This window comes from Nocardiopsis sp. NPDC006832, assembly GCF_040635885.1.
Taxonomy (GTDB): Bacteria; Actinomycetota; Actinomycetes; order Streptosporangiales; family Streptosporangiaceae; genus Nocardiopsis.
In genome coordinates, this window is the sequence record NZ_JBEYLC010000015.1 from 48,819 (window position 1) to 74,078 (window position 25,260).

Genomic DNA, 25,260 nt, shown 5'->3' on the forward strand with positions numbered 1-25,260 from the left:
TCCGCGGTCTTCTGAAGGTGTTCGGCATCGCCGGGGAGAACGGCGACGGGGGTCCTGGCGACATTGGAATAATTCGACGGGGAGGGGGCGGCTTCCGTCTCCAAGGTGTCGGCCGAAGAGCGCGGTCGATGACTTCGTGGGACCTTGGGAACGGCTTAGGGGAAGTGGCGAAGGACAGACCATGATGGGTGTGGTGGGACGGGCCCGGCTGTCCGCGGTGGTGCGCACCAGGGCTCGTTCAAGTTCCTGAAGGGTCGGGTTCGTAACTGATCCCGAAGAACGGCAGAGCTCGTTCGGGTAGGTCCCGGATCGCGCGGGTGGTCTTGGCGATGTTGTCCGCCCGCAGAGTGTGGAGCACACCGTTGGCCAGGTTCCTCAAGGCCGCCAACGCTCGGGGCGCGTTGCCAGCGTGGACGGTGCAGGCGTCCTCGGCGAAGGTGACATCGCGGATGTGATGGCTGGAGTTCTCGATCGCCCATTGCCCCCGCAGGTAGGCGGCGAGCTCGGCCGGTGTGGCCTGGTGGGCGTCCAGGCTGGTGAGAGCGTAGACGGTCTCGCGGGTCTGCTTCTTGCCCCTTTGCCGACGGCGGCGGTGAACCCTGATGGCCAGCTTGGCGTGGGGGAAGGCGATACCGCCGAGGCTGTCAGCGATGGCCATGACCTTGATCGAGCGGGACTCGACTCGTCCGTGCCCGGTCTCGGATCGGGTGTGGGCGATGGTGGCCTGTGACCAGGGCAGACCCGAGATCTGCTGGTGGGCGAGGGGCTGGTTGGTCTTGATCACCGCGATGTAGTGGGCTTTCTTGGTGCCTGCGAGCCAGCTCAGGTGGTCCTTGACCGTGTGCAGGGCATCGAAGGTGACCACGCACCCGGCCAGGTCCAGGTCACGCAGCAGGGGTCGACAGTGCCGGGTCTCGCCTGTCTTGGCGCCCACCTCGGTCTGGGCGAGGGTGATGGGGCGGTGGTGGGTGATGGCGGAAAGCAGGTGGCGGCAGCGTTGCCCCAGGCGGGCTGAGCCCTTGAGTGCTTTGCCGTCCAGGGCGATCGCGGGCCGCCTCGGGGTGTCCTCGCTCTCGGTCGCCTCAGCGGTGGCCTGGTGTTGGTCGGCGAGGTAGGCACCGATGGCGGCATCGAGCGCGTCACCGTCGATGCGTGCCAGAACGCGGTCGATGGTGGGTGCCGAAGGTGAGCGACGCCAGGCCAGGGGGTGGGGTCGTGCCCCGAGCGCTGCCAGGAGAGTGGGGTGTGCGCGTTGGCCCCACTCGGCGAGTTCGTCGATGCTCTTGGCGCCGGAGATGGTGGCGCACGCGCACACGAGCAGGATGCAGGTCAAGGGGTGCCGGCGTCCCCGTGGGGAGCGTGGGTCGGGAACGGTGTCCAGGTAGGGGCGCAGGTCGGTGATGGAGTCGGGGTCCAGGGGGCCGAGTTTGGCGAGCACGGGCGGGATCGGGGAGGATAGGTGGGCAGGCACGGCAGACTTTCGTGATCATGTGGCTTAGACACCTTCATGATCTCGGGTTCCGTGCCTGCTTTTGTGTGTATCGTTCCAGGTCAAATCGGATGAACTGCGTGATCCAGGAACTTGAACGAGCCCTGGGTGCGCACGGCGCTGTTTCTTCCTTTGGCCGGCCGCGGGCTGTCTTCGGGCACGAATCATTTCACGGCCGATGCCCCTCGGGAACCGGACCACCCGCAACGGGTCAAGCGGATGAGTTGACTATGGGAGGTCCCGGAAGGGGATCGGCTCATCGACACCGTTTCGGTACCTGTCGGTCTTGCCGCTCCCCTGAGAGGACGGCTTCGTCGTGTTGGCAGGGGAACAGGTGGGGAGTTGTGGCGGTACCGCGTAGTGGAGGCTGCCCGCGCGGCGTACGCATCGCATTCGGGAGACTATCCGGCCATCGAAGTCGAGCCCCCGAGGAAGGATTCGCGTTGGTCGAACTCGAACCACTCACGGACGAGGTGCTGCGAGAGGTCGAATCGAAGGGGTTCAGCGGCGGTGACATCGGGATCGATAAGGGCTCCTTCAGCCAGAACGTGGCCGGTGGTGTGAGGGCCGCCGGTGATCCTGGCGGACGGTTTCCCCACCCACGGGTACGAAGATCGAGATCAGCAGATGCAGGCGTGGTTTCACGGGTGGAGACACGATGCGGCACTCGAAACCGTTCCCGAGGAGGTGATGATGTCGGCCCTGCCCAGCCTCACCCACGGGCTGTCGTACAGGGAGTGCTCTACGTGCACTACACATCGATCCCTGTGTCTTCGGATCGTGATCCTTACGGGGTACATCGGGCGACTAGCTCAGAGCACACCCTGCAACTCTCGTCGCAGCGCGTCCCACATCCCTAGGTCCGGCTCCTTCCCCTGCTCTTCTCTCGTCTGGAATGACGCCTCCAACCGGGTAAGGGCCTCGGCGAGTCGCGGTGGAAGCCGGAAGGAGTCACGCAGTGCCCGCGCTCCGGCTTGGAGCAGAGAGTCGATGGGATCCTCCCTGAGGATCATCACCGTGTACTCGTCCTCGTGCGCTTCGAAGGTCAAGGTGGGAACCACCTCGGACAGAAGGTCCGCCAGCATGTGAACCTCGCCGTGGTCCACTCCTTCCACCCCCGAGACGACGACGTAGACACCGCTCTCCTCCTGCGCCACCTCGACCTCCGCCGACTCGTCGTCGACACGGATTCGAGCGATCAATTCCCGTAGCGCCCCGGCCTGGCGTGACGTGATCGTCGCCGGCCCCTCTCGGTGACCCGCGTCGGAGAAGTCCACCTCCGGCGCGGGCTTCGCGCCTTCGGTCTTCGCCAACGGCAAGCGTCCCACCGAGGCGTATTGGCCGAATGAGGCCGAAACCCTGCCCAGGGAGGCGAGTGCGGCAATCATCGTCCTGACCTCCTTCTGTTCGGCGGAGGTCATGGTGGTGAGGTCCAGTAGGGTGAGCAGCCGCCGTGACATACGCCGCGAAGCCGGAGTCGGCACCGGTTTCATCGACATCAGGAGTGTGCGGTAGAGCCGGGCCACCCTGGTGAGTTCGGCCTCCTCGACGTGGCCGTGCAGTTCGTCGACCTGTTCTGCCCAAGCCGCGAAGGTGTCGATGTCCCCCCGCCCCAGATGATCGATTCCCAGGTGCCCACGCCGAACGAGATAGTCGCGGTCTCGCTTGTCCGGTTCCTCCCGTGGCCCCGAGAGCTGGGCCGCGATCAACACCTCGGCCACCGGGGTCTCGGTCTCGGACAGCTCCCATGGGTCGGCGGAACGAACCTTCTCCGCGATACGCAGGGTCCTCTCGGTGAGGGTGGCCAGTATTCGATGCCGGGTCTTGGGGAGCACGAGCGGGCCTTGCAATATGGCCCTATGCTCCCTCCATCCGAGCACCAGGGACGTGGTGTGGAAAGAGGATTCGGCTTGGGCCGGTTCACTCTTGAGTTCACCGGTCAACCCGAACAACGTGTTCATCCTCCGCCTCCAGGAAACCGGATCGGGCATGAGGTCATGAACATCGAAGAACGCGGAGAGATCTGTGTCGACCAAATCGGAAGGCCGTGGCCACGAGCGCCAACAGGCGCCGATGAGAGCCTTGGCCGCGGTCTGTTCGGCCTTGGGCCGAGCGGCCCCGTCCCCGGTGAGCACCAGACGGTCGGCTCCGACTTCGACCAGGAAACGTCTCCAGTCCCCGGCGGGGACGGGACCTACCTGGATCTCGTCCTCGTCCGGGGTGATGGTCCTCTCCAGGAGTCTCCTGCTGTGTCTGTGTGTGCGCAACAGATGGCCGATGGTGCTCCCCTGATGGGCGAGCATCCCATTGTCCTTCTGTCCCGAGGCCAGCAGAAGCGACCGGTTCTGTTCGGCCCAGGAAGCATCGGTGAGGGCCTGCACCACCCACCCCTCCCCTCGACCACCCGGTACGAGGGTCTTGTGGACGCCGCACAGGCCCTCCTGCCACTCCTCGGGAAGACGTCTATAGTTCCGCGGTGTGATCGGTGGGGAATCCACGCTGCGGGGTGTCACACCTTTCACGATCTTCTTGGAAAGGGAGGACACGTCGGTTCTGGCGGCATAGGACTTGGCGGCCATTTTTCTAGCCACCTCCCTGTCTCTATGAGCCCCCTCGCCACGAACACCGTTCGCGTCGGTGAAAGTAATGCGAAAAACGGAATTCCGCTTGTCATCGAACTCGACCCGATAGCCTTCCCGCACCCCCTCGGACTGGAATCTCTTGCTCCATCCCGAGTCGAGGTCTCGTGTCATGGCGTCGTCCACGAGGGAACGGACGGCGCGGTACTCACCCAAGAGCGCGAGGACTCCCAGCAGCTGGAGCGCCACACGTGCATGCGCACGGCTTTTCTCGATGGCGCTCAGGGAGACACCTTTCTCCAGAACCGCGTGGGAACGGATTTGAGGCCACTCCTCCATTCTCGCGATGGCGGCGTCCTCGGTCTGTCTGGACCAGTCACGTAGAACGGAGGCACCGATGGCAATGAAATCCCGGTTGAAAGAGTCCAGCAGGCAGGCCGCGAGCCAGCGCTCACCGAGCCGCCGCAGGACCACGAGAGTTCGAACGTGCGAGGCCTCGGGACCCCGCATCTGGCGGACACGGTTCTCGTCCATCATGGCGAAGGACACCCATCCTCTATCCTTCGCCTGTTTTCCTCCCGACCACCCGTTCTTCGACAGCCAACCGAGCATTTCGGGAGGCGGTGAGCTACGTTCCAACAGCTCGTCCGGTATGTGCTTGAGCTTTCCCTTACCGAGGCCGACGTCGGCGACGCCCGGCACATCGATCCGGTCGGGTACGGCGAGAACCGGCCTTGCCTCGGGCACCGGTACGGCCTCGGGCTCGGGTGGGGAGAGCTTCGGCGAGGTGGTCTCGGGCGTTGCGGATACCGGTGTGGATTTGGACGACGCGGGCACCGGTTCGGGTTTTGGTGGTTCGGTATCGACCGGGGTGAGGCCTTGGGCCCGTACGCTCCATCGTTCAGGTGCGCTGCGGTCCAGGTCGGCCCAGGCGGGGCCGGTGATCCGGTGCGGTGCACCGATGGCCAGGCCACTCACCGGTTCGGGCAGCCATAGATGTCCGGCCCGTCGCTGTTGTTGTCGAGCCTGAAAATACACGGCCAGACGGTGCGCATGCTTCGGTGATTCGATTCCGTGGCGGCCGCTGCTGTGTTCTCCCTTGGGGTAGGCGATCAGGTCACGATGATCCAGGGGCAGCCCGAAGATCTCGGGGGATGGTGTCTTCCTCTCACCGGTCGGTTTCAGCACGGGCATGTGCGGGGTGGTCAACCCTCGTTCGGTGAGGACGCAGTCTCTCAGTGGCGTCCACCGGGTCTCCCCCCTCGGAGTCATGGTGCCGATCTCGGTCCGGTAGCGCCCCGTGGGCGTGCCCAGACGTGCCCTCAGCACGTACCGCTGCTGCTTCACCATTCGTGGGGGCGGGATCGCCCGTGGCCCGAAGAGTCGGGTCCGCCACGCGTGCTCGCCCTTCTCCTCCTGCAAACCCGGACTGAACTCGACCGAGACAAGGCCCCGATCGGTGGTGAGGACCGCCTGCCGACAGGTGTCTCCCTCCGCGAAGTCTCCGCGCAGATCCACCTCGGGGGTGCGCCGTCCCTGAGCGACCAGCCAGTTTTCCAGGTCCCGGGTCAGGTACAGATGGTCGGCGCTGGCGCTGTCGGTGTACCTACGCCGACACACGTGCCGTTCGGGAAACTCGGGGTAATGGGCGAAGTGGGGGATGCGCACCTTGCCCACACGGGTGGACAGTTTTTTACCGCACCCGCCCAACCACACACCGCACCAGAAACTTCGGTGGGCGTGGTCGGCCCTGAATCGGACGGCCTCGAAACGAGTCTCCGGCATCTGAACCGGGTCACGAGAGCGCGCCGTTCCCACCACGGCGGTCTGAACCTTGCGTGTGTCCCCGACGTTCACCGCTGTGCCTCCTAGAACCAGCGCTACACGGCAGGACGCCGTTCCTTGAACACCCACATCCCGGCGATCTCCTCAGCTCCGAGTAGCCGCCCCGAAGCGGCAAGCCACCCGTGGTGATCGACGTGTTCCTTGAAACCGTCGTTGCTGACCACGATTCCGTTCTTCCGACGGGCGACCTCCAAGAGGAAGACGTCGGCACCGCCCACGGTCCTGGCCGGGACCCGGTGCAACGCTCCGTTGTCGATCTCCCGATCCACTTCGGCTTTTTCCTCATCTGCGACCACATGTCGGAAGTTCGCGTCGACGACCACCACGACCTCGGCGCCTGGGTGCTCGGCGCGCAACTCCTCCAGCGCCGAGTACAGCCGAGCCAGACTGGCACGCCCCCGGCCTTCGTAGGCGAGGTTGGAACCGTCCACCACGAACGGTCCGGCAGGAGAAGGAACAGCGGTGGTCGCGAGCTTCGGTTTCGGTGCGGCGGCCTTGGCCACGTCTTTGGGATTCGGGGCGGGTTCGACAACCGTCTCCATGGGCGGTGTTCTCTCGGTTTCAGGTAAACGCGGTCTGGTCTCCATGAACTCCCGCAGACTCGCCGCGCTCACCCCGACTCCCGTAGTGGACAGACCGAAGGCGTTGATCTCCCGGTCGACCAGGACGGCTCCGTCCCGGTCCATCACGGCACGTACCCCGAGGAGGCCGCTGATGTCGTAGGTGTAGGTGAGGGTGAAGGTCGCCTTCTCCGGATCCTCGAACGGTGGCAGGTCGATGGGGAGCTTGGTCAGGCAGATGTTGGACTTGTTGTCCGCCCCCTCTTCGGACATGACCGGGTCGGCGGGGTCGCCTTCCCAGATCTCGACGGTGATGCGCTTTTGTCCGGCGTCGTTGGGGCGGTAGTTCTTCTCCTGTTCACGCGGAAGGGTGGCGTTGCGCGGGATGATCGGGCTGAAGGACCGCACCTCTTTTCCGGGGCCCAGTTTGCGGGTAGACACCGTTCCCAGCGCGTGCGTGGTGCCCACCGCGAGATCGATGTCGACGTCGCCGTTGTTGATGGCGGCGGCGACCGCGGCGCCCTGGGCGACGGAGGTCATGGGGTCACAGAACTCGTTGGAAACCAGACTCTCCCCCACGATGTCACCGACTCTCTGCCGAACGAGTGGGATCTGGCTACTGCCACCGATCATCAGTACCGAATCGATGTCCTCGATCACCATGTCCAGGTCGGCCAGACACTGCCGGAGCGGTTCCACCGCCCGCTCCACCACCGGGCGGATGGCCGACTCGAATTCCTCTCGGGTGATCTCGACGTTGCTCCGTCCTCCGGGGATGGGAACGGCGACCACGGTTTCGGTGGACAGGCGGATCTTGGCCAATTCGATCTCGCGGTCGAACGCGGTCCGCTCGGCCAACCCTTTCGGGCGTCTTCCGGCCTTTTGGATGACCAGACGTTCCAAAGCGATATCGAGTTCCAGACCACCCAGTCGAGGCACACCGCGTGCGGCTCGTTCCTCGAACAACCCACCATCGCCCTCCGCCTCCATGAGTGTGACATCGAGGGTGCCACCACCCCAGTCGAAGGTGAGGATGTTCTCCAGTCCGGCGTCACCGATCCGATGCTTGTAGTGAAGGGCGGCGGCGGTCGGTTCGTTGATGAGCGAGTCGACCCGGATACCCGCTTCCCTGGCCGCGGCCCGGGTGCGGAATCGGGCGGCGCCCGCGGAGTTGGCCGGCACCGTGACCACGGCGGTGTTCAGTTCGAGGAAGTGTTCCTCCTCGGCGCGGTGGCGCATCGTACGGAAGATACCGGAGGCCACGGTGGAGGCCGGCCAGGAGCGGTGGCCGACCTGGATCTCGCCATCACCGGCCAGAAGCCGTTTGGCGGCAGGGGTGAACTGCTCGGAACGGAGTTTGGCCTCCCATCCGAACAGTACGTTTTTACGTACCGAACTCACACCGACCATAGAGGGGAAGAGAGAAGCGAAGGCCGGGTAGTTCCAGGCGTCGAGGTTGGTGCTGTCCAGCGCGATGACCTCGGCCTTCTCGCCGTTCCAGTGAGCGAGCACCGAGTTGGTCGTACCGAAATCGATTCCGAAGGTCATGCCGATCCCTTCCTCTTCTTCCCACCCGATTTCGGCACCCGGAAGACGATCTCCCCCGCGAGCACCAGGCGACCACTGATCTCGTCGACGAAGGCCGGTACCAGCACTCTGGCCTCGGTATCAGGACCGGACTGGCCGGAGACCACCCGGAACAAGGAAAGGTCCTCGATGTCGGTGACCTTCTTCAGGCCACTGCTGCGGCAAAAGTCCAGGATCCGTCGGGTCAGGACACGGGGGTCACCTTCACCCCGTTGTTTCTCCACGTCCTGGAGAAGCTGGGCCAGTTGTGAAAGGTGGGTCTGCCTGGCACGCATGTTCTCCACCAGGGTGCGTCGGGCGATCTCTCGCGCCTCCGATGGGGAAAGCGGATCATCCGAATGCTCACGGAACACGTCGACCAGGCTCGCGGCGAGCGGAGCGATGAGCTTCTTGGGTTCCATACCGACGGCGACGACGCTCATCAGGTACTCACGTTCTTCGCCTGTCAGGTCCGCGAGGATCCGTCCGAGCTTTTCATCGATGTCCTCGTTGAACCCCTCATCACCGATCATCCCGTCCTCCTTGAGACCGTTTCCTGAAGAAATGAGGTGAGCGCGTCCATGCGTAGCCGCTCTCGCTCCTGTTCCGACACCGGTTCGGTCCTGCGCGGCAACGGCCGGGCTTGAGACACCAAACGTGTGGAGACCTTGGGCGTGGGGAAGAGCCGGTCCGGGAAAATAGGCAGGACGTACAAGGGGTGGCTCCCCGCGTTTCCGGTCGCCTCCATGTCCCGGATGAAGTCACGGGCCTTGTTGATGTCGGAGAGTTCCTCAGGCCGTCCCTGGAGCGTGCGCCGGAGTCGACGCCAAGTCTCCCGCCACTCTCGTTGCGGCGCCCCATGGGCCACACCGAGTTCCAGGTAGGGGTTGAACAGTGGCCCACGTCGATTGCGATCCGTGGCGAGTCGGTCTCGGAGCCAGGAGATGTTGGCATCCGTGCCGAGGCTACGGTTCTCCAGTGCGAGCAACCGGTCCAAGGCCTTGCGCAACGCTGAGGAGTCACCATTTTCCGCGAATCGAAGGTCGAGGTACACCTCCATCGCAACGGCTTCCTCTCGCACCCACCGTTCATCGGCGTCCAGGTGCGGACCGATCCGCTCGTAGGCGGACGGGTTCACCTGAAGCAACTCCTTGTGGGCCGCCCGCAGGTCCCGCCACGCAACGAACCCAGATGTCTCCTGGTGGGCTGTCTCGATCGGCCCTGAATACAAGTTCTCCAGCACCGGCCACAAGGCCTCCTCCTTGAGGATCGCCTTGGGCCAGACTTCAGGCCGATCCACCGCACTGAGGAGCTGAAGCACCAGACTCCGGGTTCGTGCGTCGAGTGCACCGCTCAGCCTTGTGAGGGCATCAGTGTCTCCCAAGGCCACGGCCGCCAGATCGGAGATTCGCGCCGGTGCTTCAGCCGGGATCTCGCACGAAGGGTCTTGGAGCAGTCGTCTACGCCACGATTCCTCCGGCCAGTCGAATTCGTCGAGTTGTTCCTCGGTCAGCCGTTCAGGGGAACGGCGGGCCAACAGATAGCGATTCTCTTGCTCGTCCACCCGCTCTGTACCGGTGAATGGGAAAGCGGTGCCCCGGTCGACCAGATCGTCCACCAGACTGAGCGGTGCCCGCTCCAGAAACCGCTCCAGGCTTCGCAGCTTGTTCCCACGACGGAGCAACTCGCTGTCGCGCCACAGGCTCAAGGCGGGAGTGTGAGGTGGGAGGTCATTGAGTTCCGCCGCGGTGTTCCGTTCACCGGCGGCCAGCATCACGCCCACACGGGTCCAGCGTGTCAGCGCCGAAGCCCCGATCTCGTGAAGTTCCTCCAAGTGGGTGATGGCGATGTCGGGAGGAAGTTCCATCAAGGCCCGCATCAGCAACACGGGCGCGCCGGGACACATCCGTTCCGCCAACAGTTTCCGAAGTTCTCGCGGGGCCGGTCCATCACCGGCGTCTTCGAGAACGGCCTCGACCACGGCGCGCAGTCGCGGAATCCGTTCGGGGTCGACCTGAAACTCCTGCCAGACGCTGTCCTTACGCCCTAGCTTCCTTCTGGCTCGGACCCGTTCGAGACGGCGCAGCTCTTGTTCGAGCAAAGCGTCTTCGCGCGCACGGGAGGCACTGGATTCCACGTTGACGAGCTCTATTCACAGAGGAGGGGCACGACCTTGGAACGTGACAATCCGTGCGGGTTCGGACCTTCACCAAGCTTCCAGGATCTTACCGGCCTGATCACCGAACCGGGAAGTGCAAGATGAGCCCGCTTCCGACCACGCAGAGTGATGCGTTCGGGGACTCCCGGTTCGAGTGAACGCGTGGTCAGGCGATGCCGGCCTCGGTCAGGAACGGGCTCGGGGCGCCGTGCCAGGACATGTGCAGGTGGTCGCGGGCCCTGGTGCACACCACGAAGAGCAGGCACCGTTCCGCCATCATGTCGGCCTTGTGCTGGAGTTCGTCCACCTCTTCGGGGGTGATCGCCTTGGGGTTGGGCACCGCTCCGTCGGAGACCCCGACCGCGGCGACGCATCGGAACTCCAGACCCTTGAGCGAGTGCATCGTGCCCACGCGCACCCCGGGGGTGTCCTCGTCGGCTCCACGTAGATCGCGCGCTTGGATCCCGGCCTCCTTCAGGGCGGTCACCACGTCCTTGGCCACCCACCGGACCCGGGTGGCCACCGCCACCGATGATGGTTCCACCCCGGCGTCGATCCACTCGCGTACCCGTTCCACGAGGCCGTCCAGTTCCTGCTCGTGGTCGGCGGCGGCGTAGGTGGTGGGCCTTGGTCCTTGGAGCGCCGAGCGGTACCCGGCCAGGGACTCGGTACCGCCATCGGCCAGGGACTCCACCTTCGCCCCGTCCAACAACGGCCGGGACCAAGTGAGGATCTGCTGGGTGCTGCGGTAGTTGCGGCGCAGCCGCTGGGAACGGCCCACCACGTTGATGCCGAGGGTCTTCAGGGAGACCTTCGCGTCGTAGATGCGTTGGTGGGGGTCGCCGGCGATGAACAGGTCGTCGGGCGCGGGCGCTACGGCCGCGCGCAGGAACCGCCACTGGGCGGGGTGCAGGTCTTGGGCCTCATCGACCACCACGTGTCGGAAGCGGGGGCCTTGTTTCTCCAGAACCCGAGCGGCCAGGTCGCAACCACGAAGGTGGGTCTGCATCCCGTCAGAGTCCAAACCGGTGGTGAAGGCGGTCATCGCCTTCCACACCCGTTCCCGTTGGGCACCGGCGAGACGGCTTCCCCTTCCGCTACGGGTGGCGTCCTGGTATTCCTCCAGGGTGTCCAGACGCTGGGCGAGGACGACGTGCCGGTATTCCTGTTGGAGGAACTCGGCGTTCCACTCCAGACCTTGGTCCTGGACGATCGTGCGCCAGCGGTCGAGCTCTTGCACGTCGCTGATGAACCGCGGGGCGCGCCCACCATTCTCCTCGGTCAGGACCTTGCTGGCCTGGGAGTTGACGGTGGTGATGTCGAGCCGCTCCATGTGGGCCGCATCGTCCACGAGTCGGCGGATGCCCATGCCCAAAGCGTCGGCGAGGGCGTTGGTGAAGGTGGTGAGCAGGATGCGTTCGTCGGGGCGTAGGTAGGTGAGCAGGTGTTTGACCCGGTGCATGGCCACCACGGTCTTTCCGGTACCGGGGCCCCCGGTCACCTGGTAACTACCGGGATAGCTGGCCTTGTAGGCGACCTTGCGCTGCGCCGGGTGCAGGAAGATCCGCCAGGCCGCGAAGGGCTGGGAAAGGATCTCCTCCAATTCGTCCAACCCCGAGACCAGACGCACACGGGTGGGGGTGTTGCGGATGGCGGTGTCCATGTCACCGCTGACCGCACCGGAGGGGCGGTGGGCGACGATGTCGCGCCAGACCTCCTCCACGGAGAACTCGGCGGCCAGGTACTGGAGCACCTCCGCCTGGTCCTCGGGCAGGAACGGAACGATGTCGACGAGGGCGTCGGCGTCCACGACGGTGCGGGCCGCGCGCAACACCTTCTCGCTCAGACCCAAGGTGGTCAGCTCGCCGTCGGAGATCCCGGCGAACAGACGCTGTTCGGGTGCGGTCGGGGCGGCTCGCTCCTCCAGGTCGGGGGTGAGGCGATCCAGCCCTTCGTCGTCCCAGATCTCCACCGCACCGGTGAGCCGGTTGACGCCCGCATCCTGTTTGTTGGCCCAGTCGTAGGCGGGGTCGTGGTTCATGACCTTGAGCAGGACGTAGCTGTCGCCGCTCGGGGGCGCCAGGACCACGCCCCGGTAGAAGTTGTCCACCTTGAAGGTGAAGATGTCGCGGTTGCGGCGCGCTTGGGGTGGTTTGAAGTTCAGGCCCTTATCGGCCTTCAGTTCGGCGGGGGTGAGCAGACCGAACTTCTCCATGGCGAGTCGGACGTTCTTGCGCGCCGACGGCGGAAGCTCGTCGTACTCACCGCTCTCGAAGAACTGCTGGCCCAGGAAGAGCTGCGGCATGGGGGGGAGGTCTCCTTCTGGCTGGTACGACTCGGGGCGCTGCGGCGGCCGGGCTCAGCCGGGGGTCTGTCCCAGCCGGTCCAGGAGTTCGGCGACCTGGAGGGTTTCGGGGGCGCCCGGGCCGTAGGCCGCGCGCAGGTCAGAGTACAGCGCGCGCAGTTCAAAGGAGGCCTGTTCGGTCTCACCCGAACGAAGGCGCCACATTGCCATCTGCCTACGCAGGTCCAAGGCGTCCTCGGAGCGTTCGCCAAAGACCGATCGGTATCGGTCCAGAACGTGCTCGGCCTCCCTCAGGGCCTGGGTGTTCCGTCCCAGTTGCGCCATGCAGTACACGGCCTGTTCGCGGCAGATGAGGGCGCGTTCGTCCTGTAGGCCCGCCTGGCGTTCGAGGATGTCGGCCAGGTCGGTGAACTCCGGTAGGGCCAGGCGCGCGTCCCCGTTGATGGCCAACGCGTTGGCCCGCAGTAGGCGCAACTCCACCACCTGGGCGGATTCGGCGCCCAATGCGTCGGCGGCCGGGTCGATCACGTCGTCCAGGACACCGATGGCCTGGGCGAAGCGTCCTTCGGCGATGAGGGCCTGGGCGTGCTGGTCCGCTTCGGTCAGTTCTCCGGGAGCCAGCCCCGGAGCGGGTACCAGATCGAGGGTGTCCTCCGCCGGGGTGGGCGGCAACGGCTTGGTGGGGGCGGCCACGACCGCCTTGGGACGGGGCGGGATCGGGCGCCGATAGGGACGAGTGGGGTCGGGCAGGGCACCGGGGGGAAGGGGACGATCCGGGGCGAGTGGCTCGGGCCGAGGAAGGTGGGGGACAAGACGTTCGTAGACGTCCTGCGCGGTGGCGGGGCGGTCCTCGGGGTCCTTGGCGAGCAGGTCCAGGGTGAGCTCTTCGAGGTCCGAGGGCAGTCCTTCCAGGTGTGTGGAGGGGGGGAGGGGGACCTCTCCCACGTGTGCGACCTGGAGTTGGAAGGACGTGTAGTCGTCGGGGAAGACGGACCGACCGGTGAGCATCTGGTACAGGACGCAGCCCAGGGAGTACAGGTCGCTGGCGGGGGTGGCGGCCAGGCCCCGTACCTGTTCGGGGGGCATGTAGGCGTAGGTTCCCAGGGGGCTGCCGGTCTGGGTGAGGCGGGTGACGTCGGTGCGCAGCACGGCGGCGATCCCGAAGTCCAGGACCTTCACGGTGCCGTCGTCGGCCACCATGATGTTTCCGGGTTTGAGGTCACGGTGCACGACGGGGACCGCGTGCGCTTCGGACAGGACCGCGCAGACCTGGGCGGCCACAGCCGTCGCGGTGGCCACCGGCAGGGGTGCGGCCTCATTGATGGTGTCGGAGAGCGACACCCCTCGTACCAGCTGCATCACCAGGTACAGCGAGCCCTTGTCCTTGTCCACGGCGGCGTCGTAGACGGCGGGCACCCCGGGGTTCTCCATCCGAGCGGTGACGCGCGCCTCGCGTTTGAAGCGGTCGGCGTACTCGTCGTAGCGCGTGGGATCGGCGACCGCGTCGGGGCGGATCACCTTGACCGCGACCGGGCGGTCGAGCACGGTGTCGTAACCGCGCCACACCTGCCCCATGCCACCGGTGCTGATGACGCCGACGAGTTCGTACCGGTCGGCGATCCGCTCGGGTGTGGTGTGCACCGGGCTCCCATCCGCCTCGGGCGCGGCCCACCGCCCAACCGGCCCGGCCACGCGGCTGCTGTGTCCTCGAAGGGCGATCCTACGGGGGTTGTGGATCAGGGCTCGCGGCCGAAGGTCCTCAACCGGACAGTGGGCACCGGCTCCGATCCACAGGTACAAGACATCACCGACCCACCGCTCACCCTTGGTCGTGATCCGATGCCATAATGTCGCGATGTCCTCCACTTCCACACCTTTGCCCCCTGATTCCCCCAACACTCCAGGTAGGCCTCGTCTGCGTAGTGGCTACGTCGCGAGTCTGATCTGCGCCGTCGTCACGCTGGTGGTCTTCGGAATCCTTCTCGCCCTGGGCCCCTGGGTACGTCATCCCGCTCCCGACTTCATCAGCGAGGTGGGCCGCGACCTGGAGGTTCGGCTGGATGTCGAGGAAGGGGATCTCGGGGAAATCGGAGTCTATGGGCTGAAGTTCAACGGCTACTGCATGGTCACCACTCCTTCCGGCGTTCATGGAGAAACCGAGCTGCACGCCGCGAGCGGCTACTACTTCGGGGCCGAGGAATGGAACCTGGTCCAAACCCTGGAGCTCACCGAGACCGGCACCCATGACATCGTCTGCGAAAACCCGGACACTGATTTCGGCATCGCTTCCAAGGACCTCTACGAGAACGCTCCGACGAGACAGCTCCTGTGGGGGCTCACCCGGATCAGCCTGCCCGTCTTGGGACTCGTCACCACGGTGACCATCGTCGTGGTCACTTGGGTGCGTGACAGGCGGGGGAAGGCCGTCATCAGGCGGAGTCACTGACTCCTACGTCAGCTACCGGGGCCCGTCATCGCACGGGCCCATCCGCGTCCACGGGTGCGCTGCACGAGCGTCCAGGAATAATCCGGATACCCCTACCCTGACCTGGAATTATTTAATCCTCGCTACCGGCGAGGACAAGTTCTGGCGCCAGGATCATCCTGTGGAGTCTGCTCCGGGGTGAGGCGGCGGGGCCGGGCGGCGAGGGCGCCCGGCCCGCTGTGTGGGTCAGGACAGGAACGGGACCAGGTGGTGGGCGAGTGCTCCGATAGCGGTGGCCAGGATGTAGCCGAGCACCTGCCGGCCCACGTACGAGCTGCGACGACGGGGTTTGCGATGGCTGTGCGGACGCCGAGGTCGGCGCGGCGATGGCGGACGCGCCGGCCGGGGCGGAGGCGGGCCATCATCCGGAGCCGGGCGGGGACTCGGAATCATCGGCCGTGGCCGGTGTCGCGGAGCGGGTGAGGGTTTCCACGGATCTTCAGGACGTTCGAGTTCAGGAACTTCGTGGGCGTGGCGCTCGTCTTCGGTCACTCGGGTGGAGTACAGGGGTGCCCAGAGTGGGAGGACCCCATGGGGATTGTCGGCCATTTGGACGAGTAGACGCCGTTCCAGGGCGTGCCGGCGGGCACGCGGGGTCTCCATGTTCGGGGACGAGGCCCCGGGGCGGGAGAAGCGCTGTCCCCGAGGCGCGTCCAGCACGGCGCGCAGTTCACCCGTGACAGGTCCGGGGCTCATACCAGGGCTCCGAAGGGGGCGCGGGGGCCGGTGAAGGCGAACTCGGCCCACAGGAAGGTGCCCAGACCCTCGCAGAAGGGGAAGTCCAGGACCTTGCGGCTGCCCCAGCGTTGGGAGAGGTGTTCGACCATGAGCAGGCCCCGGCCTCGTTCGGCCTCCTCCCATTCGGTGAGGGTGCGATCGGTGGGGATGACCGGTTCGGTCAGCGGGTCGTTCGGGGCGAGGCTGGTGCGGTGGCCGTCGTCGATGACGCCCAGGCGCAGGGTGGTGGCGGTGGGCATGGTCAGGGTGCGGACGACGTTGCCGTCGGGTTCACCGGATCGGCTGTGATCGATGGCGTTGGCGAAGATTTCGCTGGCGCACAGGACGATGTCGGCGGCCGTGTCGGAGTGCAGGCCGACCAGGCCCGCCAGGTCGCAGTGCAGGTCACGGCGCATGATGGCCAGGTGTGCCAGGTCGCCCGGGTAGAGCAGGCAGGGCCAGCGGCGACCCGGGAAACCCAGGGTGGGCACGGGCTTGGGGGCGGGGTGCACGTGCACGGGCGGGAACGGCTGAGGCACAATGGACATGTCGGTCAGACTCCTTCGTTCTTTGAAGCGGGATGGTTGGAACTTCGATCGGCCTGCTCTGGGGGTGTTGGCGCACCCGCCAGAGCTTTTTCATGCCGGGGTGTGGATGGTTCGGTGCTCGGTCAGTGGTCGGTGAGGGCTTGGCGGGGACTGGGGGTGAGCCGCGCGGCGAGTTCCGCGATGCGGTGCAGGGAGTCCTCGGCCGGTAGGGCGACCCCTTGGAGGGTGGCGAACAGGTCGGTGTGAGCCTTGACGGTGGCCGATTCGCGGTGGAAGTGGCCGGTACCGCAGGGGTGCGGGGTGTAGACCAAAGTGCGGGCCGGGGAGTAGCACAGCGTCCAGAAGGCGCCACGCAGCCCGGGGTGGGGACCGGTGGTGGCGGGGACGCGGTCCTGCTGGGCCAAATGGTGCAGGTGCAGGAGCTGGGCCCGCAGGACTTCGGCCGGTGCGAGGTACCGGGTCAGGGCGATTTCGTCGACCACCAGGCAGTGGGGCGTGGTGGCGGTGGTGGGGTGCAGCCGGCCAGTCTCCTCGACAGGGGCGTTGGTGGAGAGCGGAAGGTTCATCGGGGCTTCGAGCCGGTGCAACGCGGCGGCGTAGGAGTCGGTGAGGTAGGGGTCCGGGAGAACGAGGGGCGCATAGGCCCGGACCTGGAAGGCCTCGCTCAGAGCGTCGGTGATGGTGGGCGGCCGGTCGGAGTGGAAGAGGGCCGCCAGGTGCGCCGAGGCCCAAGAGTTCCAGAGCTCACCGCCGGCGTTCAGCGCCCGATCGAGGTCCCGGGCGATGCGGAGGCCGGGGTCGCAGCCGCCTGATTCGAGCTCCTGGAGGAGTTCGGGTGTGGTCAGCACCAGGTCGGCGACGAGGGGAAGGGAGAGCCCGCGTTCCTTCCGTGTCGACCACACCCCTCCCCCATAGCTCTCCCATCCCGCTCCCTCCAGCTGCACACCTATCCCAAACTCACCAACCACAGACGACCTCCTCGGCAACGTCCGACCCTCTGCTTACCGAGGGTCGGGGGATGGTTACAGTAGACACCGAGAAACACGCAGATGCAATCCGCATCCACAAATCCCTTGGAGGAATTTTGCCGAGCCGAAGAGCCAGTGCAGTATGGAAGACATGACAATGAGCCCCACCGTCGCCCAATGGCAACTTGCGACCGATTTGCGCAAGTTGCGTGGAGGTAGGAAGCTTTCCGAAGTGGCTCGCGCCATCAAGGTGAACGTCTCCACCGTTTCGCGTTGGGAGACACCCGGGGTCGAAGGGGCCATCCCAGGGCCTGGCAGCCTGGAACGTCTCTTGGAGTACTACGAGCTTGACTTCGAGGCCATCAAGCGCTTCCTACACGTGCGCAAGGAAGCGCGTTCCTCGGGCTGGTGGCAGTCCAGCGGCATCGCGGACCATTACGGCACCTACATCGGCCTTGAAAACGAGGCACGACGCATCCGGACCTACGAACCCGTACTCATCCCCGGTTTGATGCAGACCGAAGCTTACGTTCGCGCTCTCTTCAAGGGCACAATGCCCAGTGCGGCACCTGAAGTTGTGGATGCCGCTGTAGAGGTTCGCCTTACCAGGCAAGCCACCTGGCAGGAACGAGGCGCGCATCTGTGGGCGATCATCAGCGAAGCAGCCATCCGAACAACCGTCGGAGGTTCTAAGGTGATGGCCGAACAGATTCGGCAACTCACTCAACTCGCCGAGCAGCGAAACGTCACCCTCCAGATACTCCCCTTCGAGGCAGGAGCGCACGCTGCACTGGTGACCGGCGAATTCACCCTGCTCACCTTGGATGAGTTGTCGGTGCTCGTGACTATCAACGACAACACAAGTCTCTTCTGGGACGATCAAGACGCTTTGGCGCAGCACACCAACGTGTTCGAACGACTACTCGCAGATGCTTGGCGTCCTGCACAGAGCCTCGAATACTTGGAACAAGCCGCCCAAGCCTTGGAGAAGGAGTAGTTATGCGGCCGTACGCAGCAAACTGGCGCAAGTCCAGCTATAGCGGAACGTCGACGAACTGTGTCGAAGTGGCCGACATAGGTAATGGGGCCGCCGTACGAGACACCAAGCATCGTGACCTTGGCATGCTCATCTTCCCCTCAGCCGAGTGGCAGGCGCTTCTCAGCGCCACCCAGAATGGGCTCCCTGAGGAGGCTTGATGACAGGTTGGTTCAAGTCCAGCTACTCACAGAGTGAGGCTGCCTGCGCAGAGGTCGCCCACAACCCTTGGCGCAAGTCCAGCTACAGTGCCGAGCGGGGTGAGTGCGTGGAGGTGGCCGAAGGTCCGACTACCGGCATCCGCGATACACAGAACCGCAAGCACGGCGCACTGTTCTTCGCGGCGGACGAGTGGCAGGCCTTCCTCGGTATCGCCAAGGGCGCCTGACACACTGACCGTTCTTCCTCTCGACGATCTTGTACCTGTGGCGAACAGAATGAGACCACGAACTGTTCGGCCCTGCCTGCTTTGAGTCAGCGAGGCGGGGCCGAACAGTTCGCAGGCCAAGTACTGCGGCTCAAGCGGCGCTGAGGCCGTTGCGTTGGCGCAGTAGCCGGTAGGCCGCCCGGCTCATCGCCCGGTTGATGGAGCTCTGGAAGTCCTGCTCACCGATATAACGCTCGGTGAACTCCACCCCGCTCTCGTATCGGTCCATCACGGCGTTCTTCATCGCCGGGTCGAACTTGTGCCGGAACGCGCCCTCGTCGTTGTTTACGGCGGCCATCTCGACGTCGGGGTCGTCCATGACCGTCTGGAGGCGCTCCTCCATCATGAGCTTGTCGGCTTCACTGAGGTCTTGGCCGAAGTGCTCGTTGAAGATCTCGATGATCTCCGACAGCAGTTCCTTCTTCGGGTCGTAAGCGCTGCCGGCCCCGTCCGAGAACCCGGGCAGCTCCTGGTCTTCATCAGAACTGAGCTTCAGGTCACTCTCGCCCTTACGGAACAGCTTCAGGTGGCTCAGGTCCACCTCACCGATGTCCACTCCCCCATCCTTGCGTGCGGGCAGCACCCGCAGCAGGAACCGGCCGTACAGGTACAGGCGCTCCAGATCCGTGTCCGGGTAGCGCATGATCTGGGAGAGGAAGGCGTACTTGGTGACGTAGTCGTTCAGGTCGGCGCGGAAACGGTCGGCGTCGGTGCGCTCGTCCTCTTCCTCACTCTCCAGCAAGGCAGCGAACCGCTCGACGGCCAGGGCCGTGAACCTGTTGAGCTCGGGATGGTTCTTCAGGTTATCGGCGCCGGGCTGGACGTCCAGCTTGTGGAAGGCTTCGGCGAACCCTTGCATCTCGTCCCGGACCAGCACGTTGAACTCGTGCATGACCCGATGGGAGATGGTGTGCAGGATGTCCGGATCTGCCTCGGCGGTCACGGCCTGCTCGTAGTAGGGCAGGAAGGCGTCCCGGATGTCCTCGGCGTCGTTGACGAAGTCCAACACCCGCAGGTCGCTCTGGGACTTGAGGGGGTGGGTCCGGTTCAGCCGGGACAGGGTCTGCACCGCCGCAACGCCCTTGAGGGACTTCTCCACGAACATGGTGGTCAGCAGCGGCTGGTCGAATCCGGTCTGGTACTTGTCGGCGACGATGAGAAGCCGGTATTCCTTGCCGTTGCGCTTCACGGCCGTGGGGTCGTCCGCCAGGGTCGCGGCGAAGCGTTGGGGCAGCTCACTCTCGGCGAACCCGTTGATGCTGTGCTCGCTGACCTCTTCACCCGCCCGGTTCTTGAGCGAACCGGAGACCGCGAGGAGGGCACCCGGGTCGGGTGCTCCGCTGTCCTTCAGGTAGCTACCGATCGCTTCGTACAGCCACAGGGCCGCCTGCCGGGAACGGGTGACCACCATGGCCTTGGCCCGCCCACCCATCTGCTTGCGGGTGACGGCGTTGAAGTTCTCCACGATGGTCTCTGCGTGCTGGGCGAGCGTGGAGTCGTGCAACAGCGCGAACCTGGCCAGCTGCGACTTGGCCTTGGCCGCGTCGACCTCACGGTCCTCGGTGTTGGCGTTCAGCAGGCGGTACTGGGTGCCGTAGGTGATGTAACTGCGCATCGGGTCGAGGATGAAGCCCTCTTCGATGGCCTGGCGCATCGAGTAGGTGTGGAATGGCTCGTAGAGACCGGTGGCCTCGTTACGCACCCCGAACAGGTTGAGGGTCTTGTGCTTGGGGGTGGCGGTGAAGGCGAAGTAGGACAGGTTGGCGCTGCGACCCCGGTAGGCGGCCGATTCGCGTAGCGCGTCCTCGGTGGACCTGGGGGTGTCCTCGCCGTTGGTCTCGTCGCTGTCGTCGTCGGCGTCCAGGCCCAGGTCACGCAGGGCCTTCTTCACGTCCTTGGCCGCTTCACCACTCTGGGAGGAGTGCGCCTCGTCGACCACGATCGCGAACCGGCCGCCTCGGATCTCGGTGGGTTCGCGCTTGAGGTACTCCAGCAGGGCGGGGAAGGTCTGGAGGGTGACGACGATGATGCGCTTGGTGGAGGTGGACAGTGCCTCGGCGAGCTGGGCGGACTTGGAACCACCCTTGCCGCTGATCCGCCCGACCAGTCCTTCGACCTGAGAGAAGTCACCGACGGTGTCCTGAAGCTGCTTGTCCAGGACCGAGCGGTCGGTGATGATGACGGTCTTGTCGAAGACGGGGGTGTTGGGCTGAAGGCCCTTGGCGACGGCGGCCGGGTCCAAGAGGGAGACGTCGGCGGGGGTGTGCAGGGAGGAGAGCCGGTGCGCGAGCCAGGCGATGGTGTTGGACTTGCCCGAGCCGGCCGAGTGCTGGATGAGGTAGTTGTTCCCGGCGCCGTGGAGTGCGGCGTGGTCGACCATGCGGCGCACGGCGTGCCACTGGTGGAAGCGAGGGAAGATGACGGTGTCGCGTCGGCGGCCCTTGTCGTCCTTGCCGCGCTTGACGTGGATGAAGCGTTCTAGCAGGTCGAGCCAGTTGTCGACGTCCCAGACCGTCTCCCACAGGTAGGCGGTGCGGTATCCGCTCTGGTCGGCGGTGGGGAGTGGGTTGCCGGCGCCGCCGGTATTCCCTGGGCCTTCGGAACCGGTGTTGAAGGGCAGGAAGCGGGTGTCCTTGCCGGCGAGCTTGGTTGTGAGAAAGACCAGGTCGGGGTCGACGGCGAAGTGCACGAGAGCGCGCTTGTGGAAGAGCGGTTCGCGCGGGTCCCGGTCACGGACGTACTGACGTTTGGCGTCGTTGACGTTCTGCCCGGTCAGGGGGTTCTTCAGTTCAGCGGTGGCGACGGGGAGGCCGTTGACGAACAACCCCAAGTCCAACGCCTTGTTCTGGCTGTCGTCTCGGGTGGCGTAACGCAGCTGCCGAGTGACGCTGATCCGGTTGGCGTCGTATTCGGCGAGGGCGTTCTCGGCGATGGTGTGCGAGGGCTTGAAGTAGGCGAGAGCGAACTTCAGTCCTTCGACGGTGATGCCCTTACGAAGGACATGGAGGGTGCCCTCGGTGTTGATCCGCTTGGCGAGCGTCTTGGCGAAGGTGGCCTGGGCCTGATCCTGAGAGCTGCCGCAACGGCTGATGAGTTCATCGAAGACCTCGGCCTGGGTCGCACCGATGAAGATGAAGAGCTGAGCGGTGTCCAGTGCCAATTCGGGGCTGTAGGAACTGTTGTCGCCCTGGATCCAACCACGGTCCAGCATCGAGGCCACGATGTGGCTTTCGAAGGTGTTCTCGTCATACACGGGGCTCATGACACGTCAGCTCCTCGCGCGGTAGTGACATCGATCTGACCAGTGACAGCAGCGGTGATCAGCGCACGCTTTCGCTCTTCCAGAAGGTCGATCTGACGCACCAAGGCGGAGCGAAGGCGACCAATCTCTGCAAGTGAGCCGTTCACCTCGACAGCAGCCTTGTGCTGCTCTGCCAAGGAAACAAGAGGAATAGGAAAAGACTTGACCTTGCTGCTACTTGTTGAAGCCAGATTGGTGCTCTTAACACCGGTTGCTTCAAAATAGCAACGCCCATGCAGGGAGCGCGTGAGCAGTGCTAGATATTCAGCATCAAGTCGCTCAGGATCCGGTCGCAGGGCGAACACATGGTTCTGGTGCAGCGCTCCAGGGAGTTCACCACTCCAGACTGTTCCACGCCCGAGTTTGTCGATATCCCCACCCTCGGTCATCAACACATCTCCAGGCTGAAGCGCCGAGCGATCCGCTACCGCTTTGGGAACCGTGATCTCAGTAACAGAACCGAGCTCCAACCGATCAGCCTTGACATTCGCTACTCGGAGATAAGGCCGTGTCACATCAGTCTCGGATCTCCCACGCGATGCGTCGACAGTAACGCCACCTTGAACATGACAAAGGTAACCAAGGCGAACCAGAATTGGGGATTCCTCAGCGCGAGGCAACCACGGCCAGGGAAATTCTCCGGATGCACGTCCGATACTTCCAGGAAATAGGCGTTCAGAGATGAAGCTCGCCTCACGCTCCTCAAATATTCTCATCTGAGATCTCCGAGCAGCCATAATACTTCCGATCCGACCAACCTCAGCATCGAGGAAGTCAGCAATGCGCCACTGCTCTTCGACTTCCGGGAAGTGCACCCAAAGATCTTTAACCTGTGACTCACTAACATAAGGTAGCGGACCAGACCCAGAAAGCTCCCCCATGTCGATGGTCGTCATGGCATACATTAAGAATGCAGCATCCCCAATCCGAGGAACCACAGACATCAAGTTATTATCCATTGCAGCTTCACGCAGAAGAACCCTCCTCTGATTCTTCAGGAGGGCCGCCCCAACTTTCGGAAATACTACGGACCCAACAGGAGAAACTCGGCCACCCAATTCGGAAAGCGTCGACCTGTTAACCCAATTGTTCGCCTCGCGCACGCCTTGGGAATTCTCAGCCAATGAAAGATCCGAAACCTTCAGGAAAGGAATTTCACCAGTCCCGCTTCCCTGAAAAGAGTGAGGGAATCCTACGCCACTTATAGTCCTGGCGATACGCCCCAACTTGACCATACGCGTCGAAGTAGTCACTTGGTTACCTCGCCAAGCAGCCGCTGGATCTCGGCCTCAAGTTCCTTCAACTCCGTGTCGATCTCCTCCAGCGGCCTTGGCGGCGTGTAGACGTAGAAGTGTCGAGTGAAGGGGATCTCGTACCCGATCTTCGTCTTGTCCTTCTCCACCCACGCATCCGGAACGTGCGGCAGGACCTCACGCTCCATGTAGGCGTCGATGTCCTCGTCCAGCGGGATGTTCTCGAAGTCGCGCAGGTCCGTGTCCGGTTCCGGCTCGCCCTTCTTCTTCTGGACCTCGCCCTCGGGGTCGCGCACCGACACCGCACCCCACACGGCCTTCATCACCGGCGTCGGCGGCTTGGCGATACCGCCCTCGGCCAAAGCCTGCTGGACCCGATCGGCGAACTCGGTCTTCTTGATGCTCGGCTCACCACCCACCAGTGACCGCAGCGCCTCGACCAGCTCCGCCTTCTGCTCGTATTTGGCGGTGCTCTTGCCCTTGTCCAACGCGGCGCTCAGCTCGACCAGCGTCTCCTCGGTGACCTCGAAGCGCAGCTTCAGCGGCCTTTCCACGGTGATGCGCTGGTATCCGAAGTCCTCGTTGCCGAACACCTTCACCTTGCCGTGCAGCGGGTGCTCGGGGTCCTCGACCACCCCCAGCGCGTCCGCGTACAGCCGCGTCAGCTCGGTGATCTGCTCGGCACTGACCTCCTTGCGCTTCTCCCCCAGGGATTTGCGCATCTTGGTCCAGTGCTCGCGGGCATCGATCAGCTTGACCTTGCCCTCATGGGCACGATCCTTGCGGTTGGTCAGAATCCAGAAGTAGGTGGAGATACCGGTGTTGTAGAACAACTGATCCGGCAGGGCGACGATCGCCTCCAGCCAGTCGTTCTCCAGGATCCAGCGGCGAATCTCGGACTCACCGGAGCCGGCCGCACCCGTGAACAGCGGGGAGCCGTTGAAGACGATGGCGATACGGCTGCCACCCCGCTTCTCACCCTCCTCGTCGAGCTGGACCGGCTTCATCTTGGAGATCATGTGTTGCAGGAACAGCAGCGATCCGTCATTGATGCGCGGTAGCCCGGCTTCGAAGCGACCGGAGGAGCCCAGTTCGTACTCGGCCTCCACATCGTCTTTGACCTTCTTCCACTCCACACCGAACGGCGGGTTGGCGAGCATGTAGTCGAACTTGCGGCTCTGGTGTCGGTCGTGGCTGAAGGAGTTGCCGAACTTGATGTGTTCGGGGTCCTGGCCCTTGATCATCAGGTCCGATCGCGAGATCGCCCAGGACTCGGGGTTGAGCTCTTGGCCGAACACGACCGCCTTGGCATCCGGATTCAGGGCCGTGATGTGGTCGTGCATCTCGGTGAGCATCCCGCCGGTACCACAGGCCGGGTCCAGGATCTGGCGGATGATGCCGGGGGTGCGCAGAACGTCCTCATCCGGAGCCAAGAGAAGATTGGCCATCAGCTTGATGACCTCACGCGGGGTGAAGTGTTCACCAGCGGTCTCGTTGGACATCTCGGAGAACTTACGGAGAAGCTCCTCGAAGATGTAACCCATCTGGACGTTGGAGATCCGATCCGGAGACAGGTCCAGGTCGGCGAACTTGCCCACCACCTGGTAGAGCAGGCCGGAGTTGTCCAGTTTTCGGATCTGACCTTCGAACTCGTACTTCTCCAGCACCTCATGGGCGTTGTAGGAGAAAGCGTTGATGAAGTGAGTGAGGTTGTTCGCCGTTTGGGAGGGGTCGGCGGCGATGCGCTCGAAGGTCAACGGGCTGGTGTTGTAGAAGCTGTGCCCCGACGCCCGCAGCACGAACTCGTGGTGGACGGGCTTGTCCTTGAATTTCTCGTGTGCGCTCAGCACCGCCTGTTTGGTCGGCTCCAGCACACAGTCCAAGCGACGCAGCACGACGAACGGCAGGATGACCTTGCCGTACTCCGACTGCCTGTAGTCACCGCGGAGCAGGTCCGCGACCGACCAGACGAAGCTCACCATCTCCTGATGGGTACTCGAATTCACCGGGGTCCTTCCGAAGG

General features: G+C 64.4%; 16 protein-coding genes. 4 read left to right on the forward strand and 12 right to left on the reverse strand.

What is annotated here, in order from left to right; translation table 11 throughout:
- Positions 1-238: 238 nt before the first annotated feature.
- The 7 genes from ABZ717_RS10090 to ABZ717_RS10120 form a co-directional block, all read right to left on the reverse strand.
- Positions 239-1,438 (reverse strand): ISAs1 family transposase, encoded by a 1,200-nt coding sequence (locus tag ABZ717_RS10090; protein ID WP_358507895.1) that lies wholly within the window; start codon positions 1,436-1,438, stop codon positions 239-241.
- An 863-nt stretch (positions 1,439-2,301) separates the two neighbouring features.
- Complete coding sequence (locus ABZ717_RS10095; protein ID WP_358507897.1) at positions 2,302-5,853, reverse strand: competence protein CoiA family protein; 3,552 nt, start codon at positions 5,851-5,853, stop codon at positions 2,302-2,304.
- A gap of 95 nt (positions 5,854-5,948) precedes the next feature.
- Complete coding sequence (locus tag ABZ717_RS10100) at positions 5,949-8,021, reverse strand: Hsp70 family protein (protein ID WP_358507899.1); 2,073 nt, start codon at positions 8,019-8,021, stop codon at positions 5,949-5,951.
- The gene (locus tag ABZ717_RS10105; protein WP_358507901.1) at positions 8,018-8,572 is read right to left on the reverse strand and encodes a hypothetical protein; all 555 of its coding nucleotides are present in this window, start codon (positions 8,570-8,572) and stop codon (positions 8,018-8,020) included. The genes ABZ717_RS10100 and ABZ717_RS10105 overlap by 4 nt, the downstream gene beginning before the upstream one ends.
- Positions 8,569-10,176, reverse strand: coding sequence for a hypothetical protein (locus ABZ717_RS10110; protein WP_358507903.1), 1,608 nt, complete (start codon positions 10,174-10,176; stop codon positions 8,569-8,571). Before ABZ717_RS10110 ends, ABZ717_RS10105 begins: the two co-directional genes overlap by 4 nt.
- A gap of 187 nt (positions 10,177-10,363) precedes the next feature.
- Positions 10,364-12,502, reverse strand: a complete 2,139-nt coding sequence (locus ABZ717_RS10115; protein ID WP_358507905.1) for a UvrD-helicase domain-containing protein — start codon at positions 12,500-12,502, stop codon at positions 10,364-10,366.
- Between the two features lie 54 nt (positions 12,503-12,556).
- On the reverse strand, positions 12,557-14,143 hold the full coding sequence (locus ABZ717_RS10120; protein WP_358507907.1) for a serine/threonine-protein kinase: 1,587 nt from the start codon (positions 14,141-14,143) through the stop codon (positions 12,557-12,559).
- A 214-nt stretch (positions 14,144-14,357) separates the two neighbouring features.
- Here ABZ717_RS10120 and ABZ717_RS10125 point away from each other — a divergent pair, with 214 nt between their 5' ends.
- Positions 14,358-14,948: a hypothetical protein gene (locus ABZ717_RS10125; protein WP_358507909.1), complete on the forward strand. Its 591-nt coding sequence runs from the start codon at positions 14,358-14,360 to the stop codon at positions 14,946-14,948.
- A gap of 731 nt (positions 14,949-15,679) precedes the next feature.
- Here the strand turns inward: ABZ717_RS10125 and ABZ717_RS10130 are convergent.
- Complete coding sequence (locus tag ABZ717_RS10130; RefSeq protein ID WP_358507911.1) at positions 15,680-16,252, reverse strand: ATP-binding protein; 573 nt, start codon at positions 16,250-16,252, stop codon at positions 15,680-15,682.
- Positions 16,253-16,374: 122 nt separating this feature from the next.
- Entirely contained in the window at positions 16,375-17,154 is a 780-nt protein-coding gene (locus ABZ717_RS10135; RefSeq protein WP_358507917.1) for a DUF5753 domain-containing protein, read from the reverse strand.
- 223 nt (positions 17,155-17,377) lie between these two features.
- Between ABZ717_RS10135 and ABZ717_RS10140 the strand changes: the two genes are divergently transcribed.
- The 3 genes from ABZ717_RS10140 to ABZ717_RS10150 are packed head-to-tail and all read left to right on the forward strand — an operon-like array spanning position 17,378 to position 18,644.
- The gene (locus ABZ717_RS10140) at positions 17,378-18,217 is read left to right on the forward strand and encodes a helix-turn-helix transcriptional regulator (RefSeq protein WP_358507921.1); all 840 of its coding nucleotides are present in this window, start codon (positions 17,378-17,380) and stop codon (positions 18,215-18,217) included.
- Positions 18,218-18,219: 2 nt separating this feature from the next.
- Entirely contained in the window at positions 18,220-18,417 is a 198-nt protein-coding gene (locus tag ABZ717_RS10145; protein WP_358507923.1) for a DUF397 domain-containing protein, read from the forward strand.
- Positions 18,417-18,644: a DUF397 domain-containing protein gene (locus tag ABZ717_RS10150; protein ID WP_358507925.1), complete on the forward strand. Its 228-nt coding sequence runs from the start codon at positions 18,417-18,419 to the stop codon at positions 18,642-18,644. The genes ABZ717_RS10145 and ABZ717_RS10150 overlap by 1 nt, the downstream gene beginning before the upstream one ends.
- Before the next feature lie 130 nt (positions 18,645-18,774).
- Here ABZ717_RS10150 and ABZ717_RS10155 read toward each other — a convergent pair whose 3' ends face one another.
- The 3 genes from ABZ717_RS10155 to ABZ717_RS10165 form a co-directional block, all read right to left on the reverse strand.
- Positions 18,775-21,945: a type I restriction endonuclease gene (locus ABZ717_RS10155; protein WP_358507927.1), complete on the reverse strand. Its 3,171-nt coding sequence runs from the start codon at positions 21,943-21,945 to the stop codon at positions 18,775-18,777.
- The gene (locus tag ABZ717_RS10160; protein WP_358507929.1) at positions 21,942-22,880 is read right to left on the reverse strand and encodes a hypothetical protein; all 939 of its coding nucleotides are present in this window, start codon (positions 22,878-22,880) and stop codon (positions 21,942-21,944) included. The genes ABZ717_RS10155 and ABZ717_RS10160 overlap by 4 nt, the downstream gene beginning before the upstream one ends.
- A 353-nt stretch (positions 22,881-23,233) precedes the next feature.
- Positions 23,234-25,243 (reverse strand): class I SAM-dependent DNA methyltransferase, encoded by a 2,010-nt coding sequence (locus tag ABZ717_RS10165; RefSeq protein WP_358507931.1) that lies wholly within the window; start codon positions 25,241-25,243, stop codon positions 23,234-23,236.
- Between the last annotated feature and the right edge of the window lie 17 nt (positions 25,244-25,260).